Annotated in this window: 17 protein-coding genes and 1 pseudogene; 15 read left to right on the plus strand and 3 right to left on the minus strand. The window is 48.3% G+C overall.

The window, feature by feature from the left end; all coding sequences use genetic code 11:
• The first annotated feature begins 33 nt into the window (after positions 1–33).
• From mtrA to N5E87_RS13680, 4 genes are all read left to right on the plus strand, one after another.
• A complete protein-coding gene (gene mtrA / locus N5E87_RS13665) occupies positions 34–1023 on the plus strand; it encodes a decaheme c-type cytochrome MtrA (RefSeq protein ID WP_086902549.1) in 990 nt (329 codons plus the stop codon).
• 12 nt (positions 1024–1035) lie between these two features.
• Positions 1036–3123 carry an MtrB/PioB family decaheme-associated outer membrane protein gene (locus N5E87_RS13670; protein WP_086902548.1) on the plus strand — a complete coding sequence of 696 codons (2088 nt, stop codon included), beginning with the start codon at positions 1036–1038 and terminating at the stop codon, positions 3121–3123.
• A gap of 219 nt (positions 3124–3342) precedes the next feature.
• Positions 3343–3966, plus strand: a complete 624-nt coding sequence (locus N5E87_RS13675; protein WP_086902547.1) for a hypothetical protein — start codon at positions 3343–3345, stop codon at positions 3964–3966.
• Complete coding sequence (locus N5E87_RS13680; protein ID WP_176370289.1) at positions 3966–4688, plus strand: uracil-DNA glycosylase family protein; 723 nt, start codon at positions 3966–3968, stop codon at positions 4686–4688. The genes N5E87_RS13675 and N5E87_RS13680 overlap by 1 nt, the downstream gene beginning before the upstream one ends.
• Before the next feature lie 128 nt (positions 4689–4816).
• Here N5E87_RS13680 and N5E87_RS13685 read toward each other — a convergent pair whose 3' ends face one another.
• Positions 4817–6319, minus strand: a complete 1503-nt coding sequence (locus N5E87_RS13685) for a M4 family metallopeptidase (RefSeq protein ID WP_086902546.1) — start codon at positions 6317–6319, stop codon at positions 4817–4819.
• A gap of 231 nt (positions 6320–6550) precedes the next feature.
• Between N5E87_RS13685 and N5E87_RS13690 the strand changes: the two genes are divergently transcribed.
• The 5 genes from N5E87_RS13690 to panP all read left to right on the plus strand — a co-directional run bounded on the left by N5E87_RS13690 (position 6551) and on the right by panP (position 13736).
• Complete coding sequence (locus N5E87_RS13690; protein ID WP_086902545.1) at positions 6551–7783, plus strand: sugar diacid recognition domain-containing protein; 1233 nt, start codon at positions 6551–6553, stop codon at positions 7781–7783.
• A 228-nt stretch (positions 7784–8011) separates the two neighbouring features.
• Entirely contained in the window at positions 8012–9010 is a 999-nt protein-coding gene (locus tag N5E87_RS13695; protein WP_086902544.1) for a catalase family peroxidase, read from the plus strand.
• Between the two features lie 259 nt (positions 9011–9269).
• Complete coding sequence (locus tag N5E87_RS13700; protein ID WP_086902543.1) at positions 9270–10628, plus strand: GntP family permease; 1359 nt, start codon at positions 9270–9272, stop codon at positions 10626–10628.
• A gap of 58 nt (positions 10629–10686) precedes the next feature.
• Positions 10687–11832, plus strand: coding sequence for a glycerate kinase (locus N5E87_RS13705; protein ID WP_086902542.1), 1146 nt, complete (start codon positions 10687–10689; stop codon positions 11830–11832).
• A 254-nt stretch (positions 11833–12086) separates the two neighbouring features.
• A complete protein-coding gene (gene panP / locus N5E87_RS13710; protein WP_086902541.1) occupies positions 12087–13736 on the plus strand; it encodes a pyridoxal-dependent aspartate 1-decarboxylase PanP in 1650 nt (549 codons plus the stop codon).
• A 45-nt stretch (positions 13737–13781) separates the two neighbouring features.
• Here panP and N5E87_RS13715 read toward each other — a convergent pair whose 3' ends face one another.
• Together N5E87_RS13715 and N5E87_RS13720 are read right to left on the minus strand one after the other, a co-directional pair.
• Positions 13782–13958 (minus strand): hypothetical protein, encoded by a 177-nt coding sequence (locus N5E87_RS13715; protein WP_176370288.1) that lies wholly within the window; start codon positions 13956–13958, stop codon positions 13782–13784.
• Between the two features lie 265 nt (positions 13959–14223).
• Positions 14224–15120 carry a BRCT domain-containing protein gene (locus N5E87_RS13720; protein ID WP_011626623.1) on the minus strand — a complete coding sequence of 299 codons (897 nt, stop codon included), beginning with the start codon at positions 15118–15120 and terminating at the stop codon, positions 14224–14226.
• Positions 15121–15870: 750 nt separating this feature from the next.
• Here N5E87_RS13720 and N5E87_RS13725 point away from each other — a divergent pair.
• The 6 genes and pseudogenes from N5E87_RS13725 to N5E87_RS13750 all read left to right on the plus strand — a co-directional run bounded on the left by N5E87_RS13725 (position 15871) and on the right by N5E87_RS13750 (position 19934).
• A pseudogene (locus tag N5E87_RS13725) lies at positions 15871–16339 on the plus strand (hypothetical protein).
• A 35-nt stretch (positions 16340–16374) separates the two neighbouring features.
• Positions 16375–16830: a nuclear transport factor 2 family protein gene (locus N5E87_RS13730; RefSeq protein WP_086902539.1), complete on the plus strand. Its 456-nt coding sequence runs from the start codon at positions 16375–16377 to the stop codon at positions 16828–16830.
• A gap of 110 nt (positions 16831–16940) precedes the next feature.
• Complete coding sequence (locus tag N5E87_RS13735) at positions 16941–17315, plus strand: hypothetical protein (RefSeq protein WP_086902538.1); 375 nt, start codon at positions 16941–16943, stop codon at positions 17313–17315.
• 142 nt (positions 17316–17457) lie between these two features.
• Positions 17458–18225, plus strand: a complete 768-nt coding sequence (locus tag N5E87_RS13740; protein ID WP_086902537.1) for an SDR family oxidoreductase — start codon at positions 17458–17460, stop codon at positions 18223–18225.
• A 13-nt stretch (positions 18226–18238) separates the two neighbouring features.
• On the plus strand, positions 18239–19132 hold the full coding sequence (locus N5E87_RS13745) for a methylated-DNA--[protein]-cysteine S-methyltransferase (RefSeq protein WP_086902536.1): 894 nt from the start codon (positions 18239–18241) through the stop codon (positions 19130–19132).
• A 127-nt stretch (positions 19133–19259) separates the two neighbouring features.
• Positions 19260–19934, plus strand: a complete 675-nt coding sequence (locus tag N5E87_RS13750; RefSeq protein WP_086902535.1) for a Vat family streptogramin A O-acetyltransferase — start codon at positions 19260–19262, stop codon at positions 19932–19934.
• Positions 19935–19968 lie beyond the last annotated feature (34 nt).

Here is a 19968-nt window from a genome sequence, read left to right on the forward strand (position 1 = left end):
TGAATTTTGTTGGGACAAATTGGGAAGCCTATTATGAAGAACAGCCACAAAATGAAAAACCTACTGCCGGCATTGATGATGTCTGCGGTCATGGTATTTGTCATCGCACCGAGTGCTCACGCCTCCAAGTGGGATGAAAAAATGACGCCAGAGCAAGTCGAAGCGACCTTAGATAAGAAGTTTGCCGAAGGCAACTACTCACCTAAAGGTGCAGACTCTTGCTTGATGTGCCACAAGAAATCCGAAAAAGTGATGGACCTTTTCAAAGGTGTCCACGGCGCCATTGACTCCACTAAGAGCCCAATGGCTGGCCTACAATGTGAGGCTTGCCACGGACCTATGGGTCAACACAACAAGGGCGGCAATGAGCCGATGATCACTTTTGGTAAGCAATCGACCTTAAGTGCCGACAAGCAAAACAGCGTATGTATGAGCTGTCACCAAGACGATAAGCGTATGTCTTGGAATGGCGGTCACCATGACAATGCCGATGTTGCTTGTGCCTCGTGCCACCAAGTTCACGTCGCGAAAGACCCAGTGTTATCTAAAAACACTGAGATGGACGTCTGTACAAGCTGCCACACTAAGCAAAAAGCGGATATGAACAAACGCTCAAGTCACCCACTCAAATGGGCACAAATGACCTGTAGCGACTGTCACAATCCCCATGGGAGCATGACAGATTCTGACCTAAACAAGCCAAGCATTAACGAAACTTGTTATTCCTGTCACGCCGAGAAGCGCGGCCCAAAACTCTGGGAGCATGCACCCGTCACTGAAAACTGTGTCACTTGTCATAATCCCCATGGCAGCGTGAACGATGCCATGCTGAAAACCCGTGCGCCGCAGCTGTGTCAGCAATGTCACGCCAGCGATGGCCACGCCAGCAATGCCTACTTAGGTAACACTGGTTTAGGTTCAAATGTCGGTGACAATGCCTTTACGGGTGGAAGAAGCTGCTTAAATTGCCATAGTCAGGTCCATGGTTCTAACCATCCATCTGGCAAGCTATTACAGCGCTAAGGAGACGAGAAGATGAAATTCAAACTCAATTTGATCACTCTAGCGTTATTAGCCAACACAGGCTTAGCCGTAGCTGCCGATGGTTATGGCCTCGCCAATGCCAATACCGACAAAGTGAAACTCTCAGCATGGAGCTGTAAAGGCTGCGTGGTTGAAACGGGTGTATCTGGCACTGTCGGTGTCGGCGTAGGTTACAATGGCGAAGAGGACATTCGCTCTGCCAATGCCTTTGGTTCTAAAAACGAAGTTGCGGGCAAGTTAGATGCAGACCTTGCCTACCGTGGTGAAAAAGGTTACCGCGCCAGTGTTGAGGCCTATCAACTGGGAATGGACGGCGGACGTTTAGATGTAAATGCGGGCAAACAAGGCCAGTACAATATCAATCTGAACTACCGCCAAATTGCCACCTACGATAGCAATAGTGCCCTCTCGCCCTATTCTGGTATCGGCGGCAATAACCTGACCTTACCCGATAACTGGGTCACCGCAGGTTCAAGCAGCCAAATGCCACTGTTGATGGACAGCCTCAACAGCCTCGAGTTATCACTGAAACGTGAACGCGCGGGCCTTGGGTTCGAATATCAGGGTGAGTCGCTGTGGAGCACCTATGTGAACTACATGCGTGAAGAAAAAACCGGTTTAAAACAAACCGCTGGTAGCTTCTTTAACCAATCTATGATGTTGGCAGAACCCGTGGATTACACCACTGACACCATAGAAGCGGGCGTGAAACTCAAAGGCGATCGTTGGTTCACAGCGCTCAGTTACAATGGTTCAATTTTCAAAAATGAATACAACCAGCTGAACTTTGACAGTGCCTTCAACCCCACCTTTGGTGCGCAAACGACTGGTGCCATTGCACTCGATCCCGATAACCAGTCACACACAGTGTCGCTGATGGGTCAGTATAACGACGGCAGTAACTCACTGTCTGGCCGTATTTTAACCGGACAAATGAGCCAAGATCAGTCACTGGTGACCTCTGGCTACGGTTATCAACTGCCAACGGATGCGGTAGACGCCAAAGTCGACCTACTAGGCATGAACCTCAAAGTCGTGAGCAAGGTCAGCAACTCCCTTCGCTTAACGGGTAGTTACGATTATTACGACCGTGACAACAATACCCCAATCGAAGAGTGGACTCAGATCAGCATCAACAATGTCAGTGGTAAGGTGGCCTATAACACCCCTTACGATAACCGCACACAGCGCTTCAAAGTGGCGGCGGATTATCGTATTACCCACGGCATTAAGCTCGATGGTGGTTATGACTTCAAGCGTGACGAACGTGAGTATCAAGACCGTGATAGCACGGATGAGAACACCGTTTGGGCCCGTTTGCGCGTCAATAGCTTCGACATGTGGGACATGTGGGTAAAAGGCAGTTACGGCAACCGTGACGGCTCACAATACCAAGCGTCTGAATGGACGTCTTCTGAAACCAACAGCCTGTTACGTAAGTACAATCTGGCTGACCGTGACAGAACCCAAATCGAAGCACGCATCACTCACACGCCACTCGAAAGCCTGACCATAGACTTCGGTGCCCGTTATGCGCTGGATGATTATACCGATACTGTGATTGGCTTAACTGAGTCAAAAGACACCAGTTACGATGCCAATATCAGCTATATGATCACCGCTGACTTACTGGCAACGGCCTTCTACAACCACCAAACCATAGAATCAGAACAAGCGGGTAGCAGCAATTACAGCACCCCAACTTGGACTGGCTTTATTGAAGACAAAGTGGATGTGGTTGGCGCAGGCATCAGCTACAACAATCTGCTGGAGAACAAGTTACGCCTAGGTCTGGATTACACTTACTCAGACTCCGACAGTAACACTCAAGTCAGACAAGGTATCACCGGCGACTATGGCGACTATTTTGCCAAAGTCCATAACATTAACTTATATGCTCAATATCAAGCGACCGAGAAACTCGCGCTACGCTTCGATTACAAAATTGAGAACTATAAGGACAATGACGCCGCTAACGATATCGCCGTTGATGGCATTTGGAACGTCGTAGGCTTTGGCAGCAACAGCCATGACTACACTGCACAAATGCTGATGCTGAGCATGAGTTACAAGCTCTAATCTGCGTTTATTGATAATCAAAAGCCCGCACTGCGGGCTTTTTTATTGCCAACGAACACTCACCGCGCTTTAGATACGGGTCCTGACTATTCCAGCGGCCAAAATCTTGAATAAGATCAGACTCTGAGGCAAAACTTACGCCGAAGATGAGGTATTCCTTGAGTTTACTGGCACTTTAGCGGATGTTAATTCAGTGAGTTAACTATCATTGGATCTTAGATGTCGTCCTTCACTTGTTGCTTGTGGCGTTTGTGGCGTTTATCGCCTCTGCCCGCCTCGATAGGCTTAAGTTTGCTCGCCGCCCCAGCCATGGCATTCGATTCCAGCGGTGGCACGGCGAGTTTATTTATCATCGTCGGATTGGGTGGATTTACTCTTATCAACGCATTGATGCAGGGGCTATTCTTTTTTGCGGGTCAGTATTGTAATCCCCTCTTTGCCAAACGCCACGTGCTGACCGCACTGATAGTGCCTCTGCTCGCCTTTGCCTTAACCCTTTATGATCACCGTGCTTGGAGCGACTTTGCACTCAATCTCGGCATGATCATTGTCGGCGTTGGGCTGGTTTTATTACCGCTGCAGTTACGCCAACTGAATCAACCCAGCAAGCAACACGCGAACTGGTTGCTAAGTCTTGGTGCCCTATTCGTCTTAGGCATCAGTTATCTGCTGCCGCCCTGCGCCCTGTTTGCGATTATCTTGGGCCATATTGCACTAGCCTCTCATGCCAAAGCTCCCACTAAAGCCTTGGGTGCCAAGTTATTGAGTTACCTTGTATTAGTCGCCTCCTATGCGCTCTTTGGGTATTGGCTCTACCATCTATTGAGCAAACTTGGGGCTTGATGATGACAGACATGTCGCACCCAGCTATCGAGCCAAACGGCTCAGCCGAGCTCAATGTACTGCTTAAACAAATCCGCGCTTGCCAACTGTGTCAGGCCGAATTACCCCTACCAGCAAAACCCATCTTACAAGCCAGTAGCCAAGCACGGATCTTAATCGCCGGCCAAGCCCCCGGCGTAAAAACCCACCATAAGGACATCCCCTTCGACGATGCCAGTGGTGAGCGGCTGCGAGCTTGGCTTAATGTCACTCGGGAACAATTTTATGATCCCGCACTGTTTGCCATAGTGCCGATGGGATTTTGTTTTCCGGGAACCATTGAACGCAATGGAAAAAAGCAGGGTGATAAACCGCCACGCCCCGAGTGCGCCGCAACTTGGCATGCTAAGTTATTGGCCTTGATGCCACAGATAGAATTAGTGCTGGTCCTTGGCCAATATGCCATTGATTACCATCTACCGCGCACACGGGCCATAGATACGACAGACGAAGCGTTAAGCTCTCAAGCGATAGCGATATCTACCCCACAAACGAACAAGAAGATCACAGTGACCCAAGCCATTGAGCAATGGTCGTTATATTGGCCTAGGCTGATGGTCATGCCCCACCCTAGCCCGCGCAACAATCTTTGGCTAAAACAGCATCCCGAGTTTGAGCGCGAACAGCTCCCCACACTTCAAGCGCGTATCGCAGGCCTGCTGGCAAGTTCTAAGCCTATATAAACCCTAATCAAATCCCAATAAAAAGCCCCATTAAGGGGCTTTCGGAAACTAGAACTCAAAAACTGGAGCTTAGAAAGGTTTTGGCGAGCGACCTAAGCGTCCCTCAAAACACTGCACGGCTCTCAATATCATTGGCAACTCACGCCCACCACGGCAAATGCCGCAGCCACATCCGCCACAGGATAGGCAGAACCATTGGCACTCGCCGCCTGCTGCACGCCACAGGCCGCTTGGTTAAAGGTCGAGGTTGGCGTCCAATACAGCTGGTTCGCTAACACAAACACATCGAACGCCTTGCGAGTATTCCAACCATTCTTGGTAGCCAGAGTGTAAAAAGCTTTGTTAAACACCCCTGAGGAATAATGCACATCCATGGAACTAGTGTAATTGGCAGCATTGTCGATTGAGCGGCCATCCTTAGGCGGATTATCCATATAACGCAGTGCACCACTGCCTTTAACTATGTCGTAGCCCACTTTCCAGTCGTTACTGCCACGCATGTAGAACTCGGCCGCCTCACCGGCAATATCCGAAAACGCTTCATTGATACCGCCGGACTGGCCGCTGTAATTTAAACCCGAGTTTTGCTCGGTAAAGCCGTGGCTCACTTCATGGGCGGAAACGTCCAAACTCACGAGTGGATAGAAGTAACTCGCACCATCACCGAAGGACATAGCCGAGCCGTCCCAGAAGGCATTTTCATAGTTACGGCCATAATGCACCCGCATCTCCAACTGGAAACTTAATGGTTTGGTGTTATACCATTCCTTATACATATTAAAAATAACACCACCGAAATAGTGGGCATCATTTAAAGGCGAATAAGCACCATTGACCATCTGATAAGTATTCTCGGGACAAGTAAAGGTGAACACAGAACCTCGACGAGTCGAGTTCGCCATGTTCACGGTTTTCACATTGGCGTTGGTCATAGTACATGTACCATTAGACTCACTCACCTTAAGTTTACCGTAAGCATCGCCGTAGTAGTAACCACCGATTTTGGTATTGCCGCCAGGACCCGTTGCATCAAAAGGAGTGCTGCTACCACCTGAACCGCCTCCACCACCGCCGGGTTTTCCCACGTTATTCTTGGCGGTCATGATCTCATTCCAGTGCTCAAGCACCTCGCCGGTTTGCGCATCGACAAAGCCCGTTGGCCGAGATAACGCATCGGTTTGATCGCTTAAGTAGGACACCCGATACACTAACCTCGGGGTATCCTCGGTCATCAAGATCACCAGTTGCACATCCTTTTTACCGGTAGCCGCCGAACCTGGATATAACCGATTCAACGCCGCAATCGCCTGCCCTTGAGAAATCCCTGCCTCTACCGAAAAATCATCCGCAATCTGTGCCACATCCCCCATGGCACTTTGTTCTGTATCATCCGTGCTCACAACCAGATGATGGCCATACACCAGCACACCATCGAAATACTGCAACGCTTTCGTTTTGCTTTGACCTTTATTGAGCGTTACCGTTTTGACCTCTTTAAAGCTGTGTTTTTGGCTCAACCCTGCCGCTGCCGAGAGGGATTGCCCGTGATTAACGTTGAACTCAGCGGCCTGCGCCTGAAGGCTTGCCGCAACGCACATACTGAGTACAGAAGGTAAGAGATAGACTTTCATCGTGATATCCTTCGCCCTGTCCACAAAGGGACAAATGACACTTAAGGGAACAAAATACCGCCATAACCTTTCCCCAACTCAATTGTTAAAAATAGGTTAACAAGAGTTAGGTTCAATTCTCAGTATAGAAGATAAAAAAACACCTGCCCTTTTCTGTCGTTTGCCTTTACCCTTATGGCGTCGCCGTTTAGGCGAACCTCTGTATCAATCCTTTGAAAATTAAGGTGAGTTATGTACGTTTTGGATCAACACATCGCTAAACAAATTGTGAGTCGCACCATGAAAATCATTGGGCACAATATCAATGTGATGAATGGTCAGGGCGTGATCTTAGGTTCCGGCGATCCCAAACGTATTGGCTCGACCCACGAGGGTGCGCTGCTCGCTATCGCCCAAAACCGCAATGTGGAACTGAGTGAAGAAGTAGCCTCAGGCTTACATGGCGTCAAACCCGGCATCAATTTGCCCTTGCATTATCAAGGGCAAATTATTGGGGTGATTGGTATTACTGGCGATCCGGCCGAGTTAACCCACTACGGTGAGCTGCTAAAAATGACCGCCGAAATGATTGTCGAGCAAGCCAATCAGCAGGATCAGCTGCAGTGGGAAAATCGTCAGCGTGAAGAATTTATTTTGCAGTTGATTAAGGCGCAAACCGATGACGATGAGCAATTGCATCGCTGGGCCAAGCAACTCGACATCGATATCAATTTGCCGCGAGTGGCCGCCATAATTGAAGTCAGTGAAAAACAATCCACACCAACCCAGCAAAAATCCGCTGCGTTTTCTTCATTAGCTCAGAGCGAGCAAAACGCAGACGAGCGTAATCCCAGAGTCAGCGAAATCCTCAAGCAAGTGCTGCATTTACTGCAAAATCCCGATCGCGGCAACTTGATAGCCATGACCTCGATGTCGCAACTGGTGATCTTAAAACCGGCATTTCTGGATGGTAAACAATGGGATCCCGAGCTTGAGAACCAGCGTATCGATAAACTGCTGCAGCGTTTACCGGCGCAAATGGATTTAAATTTTAAAATCGCCCTAGGGCATTTTTTCCCTGAAAAAGGCGGCATTGCGCGCTCCTACCAAACCGCGCAGGAAACCTTGAACTTAGGCAAGCAGCTTAACCCCGAGGGCACTAAATACCTGTTTGAAGACTACTCCTTGCAAGTGCTGTTATCTGGGCTCAAGCATGATTGGCGTGGTCAGGCGCTGGCCAGCCCCTACCAACAATTAGCCAAGGCCGATAAAAATGGTCAGCTACGCAAAACTTTAGCCGCCTATATCACTCATTTTGGTGATGCGCAGCAATGCGCTAATGCGCTGTTTATTCACCGAAATACCCTAAGGTATCGGTTAGATAAAATTCAGCAACTCACCAAGAGTGACATCCATTCCCTCCACGGATTGTTAAGCCTTTATCTTGGCCAGTTGATAGATACCTCAAATTACCGACTCGAGTAGTGCCCCATATCACCACTAGCGTAAAACTCAACATCAGCAAGCGTTAACTCAATGAATTGAAATTAGCGATGACATTCACTCAGACTCAGGCATAATCCAGCAGTCTAGGCTTAGTTTTGCCGTCCTCTGGCCAGATATTCACAAAATGAGTGAAAGATAATTTCGCCTCGTCCTTTCCTATCAATGCACAAGACACCCATACGGTTAAATTGTTAAGGAAGGAAATCCATGCAGCCATATCATGCCAAACTCAGCTCATTCGCCACAGCGTGCCTAATGGTCAGCTCAGTGTTTGTCGCCCCACTTGCCAGCGCGGCGGAGCGTACCATTCCAGAATTAGTAGATGCAGTGAACGGCACGCCAGATGCAGCGAGTCGCGAGGCGGGTAAAAAAGTTAAACTGCGTAATCATACAAAAGGGTTTTGTACCTCGGGTTACTTTGCCCCTAATCCCCAATTGCACGATTCACTCAACATTCCTTTTTTTAATCAAAATCCCATCAAAGTGACCGCCCGTTTTTCCCTCGGCGGCACTAATCCTAAGCTGTCCGATAAAACCCCGGGGCGCTTTATGTCATTAAAAATCGATGGCGAGCGGGAAAACCTCAACTTTGTCACCACCAATGTGCCGATGTTTTTTGCCAGTAACCTAGAGGACTTTTATCTGTTCCAAACCAAGAGCAAGCAAGGCGCCGAAGGTAAACAATGGCTTATCGATAATAAGCCCGATGCCAAGGCCTTTTTCGACTATTTAAAACAATTGCCGCCGAGCCCGAGTTTTGCCAATAGCCAGTACTTTGGGGTGAACAGTTTTCTGTTTACCGACAAGCAAAATAACAGCATTGCGGGTAAATGGATTTTTGAACCCGTCGCGGGCACGCAAGCCCTCTCCCAGCAAGCGTTGGCACAGCTTGGTGATGACTTTCTCAAGCCTGAATTACTCAAGCGAATTCAGTCTCAACCTGCCAAGTGGGATCTGTACATTCAGTTTGCGGAACAAGGCGATGAGATTAATAACCCGACAGTGCTTTGGCCAGAAAACCGTTCGCGCATTCTCGTCGGCCAAGTGGTGATTGATGGCAAGCGCGATAGCGATCCTCAAGTGCAACAATGTGATAGAAGCATCTTTAATCCTCTGCTCCTGCCCAAAGGCATAGCAGCGTCGGACGACCCCATCCTCAATGCCCGCACCGCGGCATATGTCGAGTCCTTTATCCGTCGTCAATAAGCGCGGCTCACGTTGGTTCAACAATATTCTTAGCATTACATTCGAATTCACGGCCCTTATTTTGTGCGCATGCACAAAATAAGGGCCAGTTCCGCCCGTAATTCCGTCGATTTACCCAAAGCTATTCAACTGACAGTGTTCAATAATAGGCTGACCTTAAAGCAGCCTTTATTTGGACTTGGGATCAAATAAAGACCGCGCCCTACAAAAACAGCCAAAACCACTTAAGAACTTCAGCCAAGACTGAACGGGACAACCTATGAACTTAGTGCTCATCCTCATCGGCGTGATTGCATTTATTGTTATCGCGACCTCAAAATTTAAGCTCCATCCGTTTTTAACCTTAATTCTGGCCGCCTTTATCGCCGCCTTCGCCTACGGTTTACCGAGTGGCGATATTGCCAAAACCATCACCACAGGCTTTGGTAATATCCTCGGCTATATCGGTCTGGTGATCGTGTTAGGTACCATTATCGGTATCATCCTCGAAAAGAGCGGCGCCGCCATTACCATGGCGGACGTGGTGATCAAAGTCTTGGGCAAACGCTTCCCAACACTCACTATGTCCATCATCGGTTATTTAGTGTCGATTCCGGTGTTTTGTGACTCTGGCTTCGTCATTTTAAACTCGCTTAAACAATCCATGGCCAACCGCATGAAGGTTTCGAGCGTCTCCATGAGCGTGGCGTTAGCCACAGGCCTGTATGCCACTCACACCTTTGTACCGCCCACACCAGGCCCTATCGCCGCGGCAGGTAACTTAGGGCTAGAGTCCAACTTAGGCCTAGTGATTGGTGTCGGCTTATTTGTTGCTGCCGTTGCCGCGCTTGCGGGGATGTTATGGGCGAACCGTTTTGCCATTGTTGAACCCGATGGCGAAGGTGCGGAAGAACTCAAAGCACAAGCTGCTGATTTTGAAGCCTTAAAACAAAGCTATGGCACACTCCCTAGCCCATTAAAGGCATTTGCACCGATTTTTGTGCCTATCCTATTAATTTGCTTAGGCTCTATCGCCAACTTCCCGTCTGCACCACTGGGCAAAGAAGGCCTATTCAGCCTGTTAGTCTTCCTTGGCCAACCCGTTAACGCCCTGCTTATCGGTCTGTTCCTGTCACTGCTGTTACTGAAAAGCGATAACAAGATTGCCGAGTTTAGCGAGCGCATCAGCCAAGGTTTAGTTGCCGCAGCCCCAATTATTTTGATCACCGGTGCAGGTGGTGCCTTCGGCGCCGTGTTAAAAGCCACACCAATTGGTGACTACCTGGGTAGCTCACTGTCGGCGCTAGGGGTAGGTATCTTCATGCCCTTTATCGTCGCCGCCGCACTGAAATCGGCGCAAGGTTCATCCACCGTCGCCCTAGTGGCAACCTCGGCCTTAGTCGCACCTATGCTGGGCGATATTGGTCTTGGCAGTGATATGGGCCGCGTGTTAACCGTAATGGCGATTGGTGCCGGCGCCATGACAGTCTCCCACGCTAACGACAGCTTCTTCTGGGTCGTCACTCAATTTAGCCGCATGAGCGTTAAACAAGCCTATAAAGCACAAACCATGGCGACCCTTATCCAAGGCGTCACCGCAATGCTGGCCGTGTATGTACTAAGCTTAGTGCTGCTCTAAGCCGCACTTTTCTCATCCTTGGGCGCATCCGTGCGCCCAAAAAGCTGTAGGATTTTGAATGAAGATAGTTATCGCCCCCGATTCCTTTAAAGAGAGCTTAAGCGCACTCGATGTGGCTAATGCGATCGAACAAGGCTTAACACAAGTGATCCAAGACTGTGAGATTGTCAAAATCCCCGTCGCCGATGGCGGCGAAGGCACAGTGCAATCTATGGTCGATGCCACTGGCGGCAGCATTGTCAATTTAGAGGTCATGGGGCCACTCGGCCATAAAGTCAAAGCCCATTACGGCATTTTAGGCCAGCAAGCTAAAGGCACGATTGCGGTGATTGAAATGGCCTCCGCCTCGGGTTTACACCATGTACCAAGGGATCAGCGTAACCCGCTGCTCACCACCAGTTATGGCACGGGCGAGCTGATTTGTGATGCGCTTAATCGTGGGATAAAACACATTATTTTAGGCTTGGGTGGCAGTGCAACCAACGATGGCGGCGCAGGTATGGCCCAAGCGCTGGATATTTTACTGCTGGATAAACAAGGTAAAACCTTAAGTGCAGGCGGCGGCGCACTTGCTCAGCTTGCCAGTATCGATATGAGCCACGCCCATCCGCTACTGAAAGAATGCACCTTTGAAGTGGCCTGCGATGTCGATAATCCGCTGTGCGGCGAGCGTGGTGCTTCGACCATATTTGGCCCGCAAAAAGGCGCAACACCCGAGATGGTGAGCACCTTAGATGCAGCCCTGAGTCACTATGCCGATGTGATTGCCCAAAGCGGCGTCACCGATCACCGCAATCAAGCTGGCGCGGGCGCGGCAGGCGGAATGGGACTTGGCGTGATGGCCTTTTTAGGCGCCGAGCTTAAACCCGGTGTTGAGATTGTGATGCAAACAGTGGGACTGGCTGACAAAATTCGCGGCGCGGATCTTGTCATCACGGGTGAAGGCCGAATCGATGGCCAGACAATCTTTGGCAAAACCCCGATGGGCGTATTAAAGCAAGCGCAGCTGCAAAATATTCCGACCATCGGAATTGCGGGTTGTCTTGGCGACAATGCCAATGCCGTGCTCGAGCATGGTATGGCGGCGATTTTCCCCATCATTCCACACTTAAGTCCTCTGGATGATGTGCTGGCGAACGCCAAAACGAATCTGACCAATACCGCCCGTAATATTGGCGCCGTCTTGATGCTGGGCAAGCGCTAACTTTACCTTAGCGTACCGATAGCGTTTAGATAGCCTAACAACACACACCTGAGGCGCTATTCATAGCGCCTTTGTTTATTCTATAACCCAAGCACAGACTTAGGCGGTGTTTTAGTGCTTGATGCCTAAAAGGCCTTGCAGTAAAGTGAGCTCCCTTTTTGGTAATCCGTAAACGGGTTTAAGCGCCATGTATTTGGTTATACTCTTAATCACCTTTGCGGTTTCACTATAAGAATTAATAGACGGCAAGCCCCATGACCCAAAAACTCCCTCGCCAAGCCATCGCATCCGAAGACAGTTTGATGCGAATTTTCACTGTGCCCGAAGATGCGGAATCCACCTTAAGCATTATCGAGCAGAAGCTTTCCGAGGACTTAGCGGGCTTTTTGGGTGACAGCATTGCCGCGCTAGAAAAGCCGCTCTCCGAAATCGAGACCGATTTTCAAGCCTTTGAAATTCCAAGCCAGCCGCGTTTTGTCTCCGATTACACCGACGAAATCATGCAGAATCTGGTGGCGCATTCTGTGCATACGGCGGCGCCCAGTTTTATCGGCCATATGACCTCAGCACTGCCCTATTTCGTGTTGCCACTGTCGAAAATGATGGTGGGGCTGAATCAAAACTTGGTCAAAATCGAAACCTCCAAAGCCTTTACGCCGCTTGAGCGCCAAGTGCTCGGCATGATGCACCATTTGATTTACGCTCAAAACGATGATTTTTATCGTAATTGGATGCACAGCGCCAACCATTCCCTCGGCGCATTTTGCTCTGGCGGCACAGTGGCGAACATCACCGCCCTGTGGATTGCCCGCAACCAATTACTCAAGGCCGATGGCGACTTTAAAGGCGTGACCCGCGAAGGCTTAATCAAGGCGCTACGCCACTATGGCTTCGATGATTTAGCGATTCTGGTCTCCGAGCGCGGCCACTATTCCTTAGGTAAGGCCGTCGATCTGCTCGGTATCGGTCGCGACAATATCATCAGTATCCCAACCGATGGCAATAACAAAGTCGACATTGCCAAAATGCGCGAAGTCGCCGCCGAACTGGCGAAAAAACGCATTAAAGTCATGGCGATTGTTGGGGTGGCAGGCACTACCGAGACGGGTAATATCGACCCACTGCGCGAACTTGCCGCCTTAGCAACTGAGCTAAACTGCCACTTCCATGTGGATGCAGCTTGGGGCGGCGCAAGCTTATTATCCAATAAATACCGTCACTTACTCGATGGTATTGAACTCGCTGATTCAGTCACCATCGATGCCCATAAGCAAATGTATGTCCCCATGGGCGCAGGCATGGTGTTATTTAAAAACCCAGAGTTTGCCCATGCCATTGCCCACCACGCCGAATATATTCTGCGCCGAGGTTCTAAGGATTTAGGCAGCCAAACGCTCGAAGGCTCACGCCCCGGCATGGCGATGTTAGTGCACGCCTGTTTGCAGATTATTGGCCGCGATGGTTACGAAATCCTGATCAATAACAGCCTTGAAAAAGCCCGTTATTTTGCCGAGCAAATCGGCGCACACCCTGACTTTGAGCTAGTCACCGCGCCAGAGCTGTGCCTGCTCACCTATCGTTATGTGCCCGCGAATGTACAGGCGGCCATGCAAGTGGCGATAGAACAAGGCGATAAGACCAAACTCGCTCGCTTTAATGAGCTGCTCGATGGTCTAACCCAATTTATTCAAAAACACCAACGCGAACAGGGTAAATCCTTTGTCTCGCGCACCCGTATTCAACCCGCGCGCTACTTTAGACAACCCACAGTGGTGTTTCGCGTCGTATTAGCTAATCCTTTGACTAGCCATGAGATTCTTAATCAAGTGCTTATCGAGCAAGGTGAAATTGCCGCATTAGATAAAGAGTTTTTACCTGCGCTATTAGCAATGGTCAATGAATAATGAGTGATTTAGCGCAAGCTTTAAATCTCATTTAAATACAGAGTGTTAATCAAAAACAGCCGCAAATTTATGCGGCTGTTTTTGTTTGCAGAGCTGAATTGCAGGAAAGCTTGATGAAATAACAAAGATTAAAGGTTTATGTTCAGTCGTAGATACGCCAAATTCAATTGCTTCCGTGACACGCCATGAAGCCATCCATGGCGGCTCTGCGATGATATCCATATCATCGAAGGTCACGTCCACAATCGAATTCGGCTAATAAATTTCGACGAACTCTTCAATATCAAAAAGCACGAATAACCTAGTAAAATCGCTACCATTTTAACCACTACAAAAAGAGGTTATGGATAAAGAGCAACCATGGGGTATGGTGTCTTTACTTTTTCAATCAACACAATTAAAAGCAACCCCAAAACTACAACTTTATAACTTTCCTGCCTTTTATCATAAATTTCTTATATTTATTAACCATAACATCCTTTTAAAATTAGAGTGATGCTAGCCACTGATCTTCAGAAATAATACTAATATGGTGGCCACTTTCCTGCATCTTTTTAGCATGTTGTATTTTTAGACCATGACTTGAATACAACCAATCACGACTAGACAAAGAGCCTACGACTACATAGTCAGTCGATAACGTAGGGATTTTCTTGGCTATTACCGCGCCCAAACTTTTTGCTTTATCTTCAAGTTGTACTCGTTTTAATTGTTTGAACTTACCTGTAAAACAAAAACATTTATCTTTATGGGAAATATTCAAGACACTATCGAAACTCTGGGTAGGCGAGTCTGCCGCATCACCCGTTTCGCTAAAGTCATTGCCAATGAGCATTGTGACTAATTGGTATAGATCTTTTCGCTCTTCACTTGTAATCACTCCATCTAGAAGAATTTGATCAAGTTTTTCTGTTAATTTTGGAACAGGCCAAATATTAGCAATATCGAGGTTTTCACTAAGCCATTTTTTAAAAAATAAAACTTCAGCATCATTAATATCGGCATCGGCTGTAATACCTTTTAAAATGCCGATAAGAACATTCATATGATCTTTACACTTAGAGTCATCTAGAGTTTTATAAGCGATAACGTCTTCAAGCAAACAGAAAATATCTTCATGTTCTTCATCAGTAATCATCCCATCATTTAGCACATCACCAATAGCATCGAGTAAGTCCGCAGTATCTGCGTCATCCTGTAAAAACTCATTGTCATTAAGCCACGACTCAAGGTATAGCAACTCAGAGGGCTTGAGTTTTTGATCGCAAATTACACCTGTCAAAACACCTTTTAACGAACATAAAGCTTTTTGTTTATTGTGCTTAAAGTTCACTCGACTGTAGGGTTGACCATCTTTGTCGAGTAGTGGATTTTCATCTCTCATAATATATCCCTATTACATAGTCATTGAGTTGAAACACTGCTAACCATCCTATTTAAATAAAAAACATAATGCACTTTTCATTTTTCATCAACCAATTCTAGTAAAATGGTTTTATTGAAGGTTATTAATGTGAAGTGAGAATTGATAGTTACTTAATAACGACTAATAAACTACTTAAAATAGTCAGAGACTTAATAAGACACCCATTGTGAATTCTTGGAATGCTCTAATTACAAATAACAGACTATCAGGCTTAACAAAAAGACTGGATAGGTTTGAATGTTTTGGGGTTAACAGTTAACTCCGAGGTAGCAGAATACACCTCCCCTCGGAGTTGCCGCAGGGCATTTGCGTTCGTTGCGTGAGCGAGGCATGGATGCCGAGATAGCGTCAGTCGAATCAGGGACGAGCGTCTGACGCGATAGCATTAGAACGCTAAATGCCCAAGGGGCTTTCAACTCCGTTGGGGGCGGCAAGGGAGATCCAAGAGGGAATTGCTGTTGATCCCCTCTTGGTCGGGTGTGGGGTGAAGCCCCACGACTTTGACTTTGCTTTTAAATAAATTAACTAAACAAGATTTAACAAAACACCCATTGTTAAATTCATGGCATACCTTAATTGTTGATAACAAACCATCTGCCATACCAAAGGCTGAATGGGATTAGGCTGTAGGGTGAGGCCCCACGACCTCGCGGTTGGTTTTTACACCACGACAGAGTAATCTAGCCAAAATCGACAATGGGGTGTTCTATGGACAGAAAATCATTATTGCTAGTTACACTTATCCTGCCTTTTTCGGCCAATGCCGCCGTATACCAATGTGCCGACGGAAAATATCAGGCCGATCCCTGTGATGAAAATAGCCAACCCGTAGATCTCAGCGGCGTCGGTAGCGTAGTTAAGGGCCCTGATATTACCCACGCAAACGCTGTTACTCACTCGGATAAAAAACAAGAAATCACCGATTTTATTGATAAACAACGAACGCATTAGCCGTGAAATCACTAAACTAGAAAACGACCGAAAACTCATTATCGACCAAAGGGATAAACGTATTGTCGAGCTGAGAAACGATAGAAGTTACGCCAATAACAATCTTGCCGGAGCAACTTGGGAGCAAAGCTTAGCGCAAGAAATGTCGGCTGTGGCGCAGCAAGCAGATACACAGGTTGCGTCTATCGATAGGCAGATAGAACAATTACGACTCAAGTTAAAGTAGAACAAATACAAAATAACCAATGCAAAGGAGTTGCGATGAAATACTATTTATCGATGTTGCTCACCCTCTGTTGTCTGCTGAGTTCCTCCGCAAATGCGAGCCAAACTTGTGATGCTGAGTGCCAATTACCGCAAATTCATGCCTACTTTAAAGCTCTAGATAAGGTCAGCCAATCGGGTTCTAGCGAACAAGATGTCGATAATTTTCTGGAGTTACTGCATCCGAAGGTGAATTATATCCACCTCGAATATGGCGCTAATTTTGATAGGGCCAGTTGGCGCAGTGCCTTTATCCGCAATATTGCTCGCGGCGCCTATCAACAACCGAAGGAGCAGCGGGTATTAAATTACATTGTGGGTAAGAACCATGTCGCCGTCGAATACGCCCACGGCAGCATTCAACCCGATGGACAATGGCAACAAGAACAGCCCCTACTTGTCTTATTTGGCTTTACCGATGGCAAAATCTCCCTTGTAAAAGAGCTCTGGTAAGGCTTGTGCGATAAAAAGGGGAAATCGATACTGGTTTACTATTGGGTTGAAAGTATCGATTAAACCATTGGATTTTGGCTTTAAGACACCTCACAAAACAAGGAATGGCAATGTACTTTATTGCGGCTTTTGGCCTATTGATGCTGTTATTCAGCCTTGTGATGGTCGTCAAGCCAGCGACGTTCGCTGATGGCATTATTGCATTTAGCGAGCGGCCCTACTTCCATATTGTTGAAGTCGTCAGCCGAATTATTGCGGGTGTGATTTTTATCCAATATTGCGCCGATACCCGATTTCCACAGCTCATTCTTGCGATAGGCATTGTCTTACTCTGCGTGGGAATAGGCTTAGCATGCACGCCGCCAAGTCAGCATCGTAAATTTGCCCTATGGTCAGCCCAAGCGTTTAAGAATCAATTCCGCTTAATAGGTGTTGTTTCCGTCCCGCTGTCTTTGCTACTGATTTATGCTGCTGGCATCGCCTAAAACTCTGTGATAATCCGCTCCAACTTCCACGACTTTAGCGCCGAGAGTAAAAGCGCAAGATTCGGGTCGAGTAGTATGCCTTAACCCTTCACTATGTCTCTATCGGCGCATATTGGCCGAGGCAATCAATGGAGACATATCTATGACAGTGTTACAGGGAAAGGTCGCAATCATTACTGGGGCAAGTTCGGGAATTGGCTATGCCACCGCAAAACGCTTTGCCCGTGAAGGCGCAAAACTGGTACTGGGGGCGCGTCGCGGCGCCATATTGGCCTCATTGGTGGATGAGATCATCACTCAAGGCGGTGAAGCGGTTTATCTGGCGGGCGATGTGACCGACGAGGTGTATGCCAGTGACTTAGTGGCGCTTGCCGTCGAGCAGTATGGTGGATTGGATATCGCCTTTAACAATGCCGGCATTAATGGCGAGTTAGGTGTGGATTCGGATGCGCTTAGCCGTGCCGAATGGGAAAACACCCTAACAACCAACCTTACCAGTGCATTTTTAGCGGCAAAATATCAATTACCACAAATGCTTAAACGTGGCGCAGGGTCGATTATTTTTACATCTTCCTTTGTTGGCTATACCATAGGCTTTCCGCAAACGGCGGCCTATGCGGCGAGTAAAGCGGGGATGATTGGCTTAACCCAATCCTTGGCCGTTGAATACGGCGCGCGCGGCATTAGGGTCAATGCGCTATTGCCTGGCGGTACAGATACCCCCATGGGGCGGGAGTTTGCTAATACCCCGGAGGCCATGGCCTTTGTGAAGAACCTCCATGCCCTCAAGCGCCTCGCAGATCCCGCGGAAATTGCCCAATCGGCGCTATATCTCGCCTCCGATGCGGCCAGTTTTACCACAGGGATAGCCTTATTGGTCGATGGTGGTGTGTCCATCTGTAAAACCTAGGGAATGGATAACGATGACCCAAGATTACGAGCGAATTGCGCGTGCTATTGACTTTATTCGTCAACATGTGGGTCATCAACCCTCACTGGCGGAGATTGCGGCGCACGTCCATTTAAGTGAATTCCATTTTCAGCGGCTCTTTAGTCGCTGGGCTGGGATCACTCCCAAACGTTATTTGCAGGCCTTAACCCTAGAGCGGGCAAAACAGTTATTGCAGCAGCCGTCCCACTCGACCTTGAGTGCCAGTTATGAGTTAGGCCTGAGCAGTGGCTCGCGCTTATACGATCATTTTGTGCAACTCGAGGCGGTCACCCCCTTCGAATATCGCCAGCAGGGTTTAGGGATCAGCATTGCCTATGGCTATCATCCTACGCCCTTCGGTTTGGCCTTTATCGCCCAAACGGCCCGGGGCATTTGCCAGTTTGATTTTGTCGATATGCAGCAAATTCAATTGCCATTAGAACGTTTAAAGCAAAGCTGGAGTCAGGCCACCATTTATGAGGACACGGCGCAAACGGCAAGCTTAATTGATCACCTCTTTAGCCAGTACTTTGCGGGCTCGAGTGCCGCAGAGGTTAATTTAACAGCACCTAATACTCAGGCTATACACCAAGGCGAGCCAGCCCCGCTCTCACTCTGGGTAAAAGGCACTAATTTTCAGCTTAATGTGTGGCGCGCCCTGCTGAATTTACCTAAGGGAGAGGTCGCCTCCTATGGTGATATTGCCAAGGCCATTGGCAAGCCTAAGGCCTCACGCGCCGTCGGTACGGCGATTGGTGCCAATCCGGTGGCATTACTTATCCCCTGCCATCGAGTGCTACGTCAAAGTGGTGAACTTGGCGGCTATCGCTGGGGTGAAACCCGCAAACATGCCATATTGGCAAGGGAAGCGGCCTATTGTGAGTAAAAAGATCCACCAGCAGGTATAACTGAGCTTTTCTGTTATTAACTGTGCGCGACTCTTAACGGCACTACGACTATAAACTGCGCGCTATTACCCAATTCTTAGCCATTGAATAATCAGGGAGGCAAACATGCCGACTCATTCCCCATCTCAACATGGACCTAACCCGAATGACAAATCCCCCTTAAAAGGATTCCCTCAGGTGGGGTTTCTGAAGAACTTTATTAGCCGTGACAGCATTATCGTCGGCGATTACACCTATTATGACGACCCTGCGGGGCCAGAGCGCTTCGAGTCAAATGTGCTTTATCACTTTGACTTTATTGGCGATAAGCTGATTATTGGTAAATTTTGTGCCATTGCACGGGACGTTAAGTTCATTATGAATGGCGCCAATCATCAGGTATCGGGCTTTTCCACTTATCCCTTTTATATCTTCGGCAATGGCTGGGAGAAGGCAACACCTAAGCCCGAGGATTTACCCTTTAAGGGCGACACCCGCATTGGCCATGATGTGTGGATAGGCTATAACGCCACCATTATGCCCGGCGTCAACGTCGGCCACGGCGCCATTATCGCCAGCCAATCCGTGGTCACTAAGGATGTGCCGCCCTATGCCATCGTCGGCGGTAACCCTGCGACTGTGATTAAGTTGCGATTCGAGCCCGAGGTAATACACAAGCTACTCACCATTGCGTGGTGGGATTGGCCGATTGAGAAAATCAGCGAGCATCTACCTGCCATTGTGGGCGCCGATCTTAGCCAATTAGCCCGCTTAGCCGATGAAATACACACGCAGCCGTAACCGTTGACGGCAGAAAGCGGTGCCCAAAACTTCC

The sequence above is a fragment of the Shewanella sp. GD03713 genome, assembly GCF_029843705.1.
In the GTDB taxonomy this organism is placed as follows: Bacteria; Pseudomonadota; Gammaproteobacteria; order Enterobacterales; family Shewanellaceae; genus Shewanella.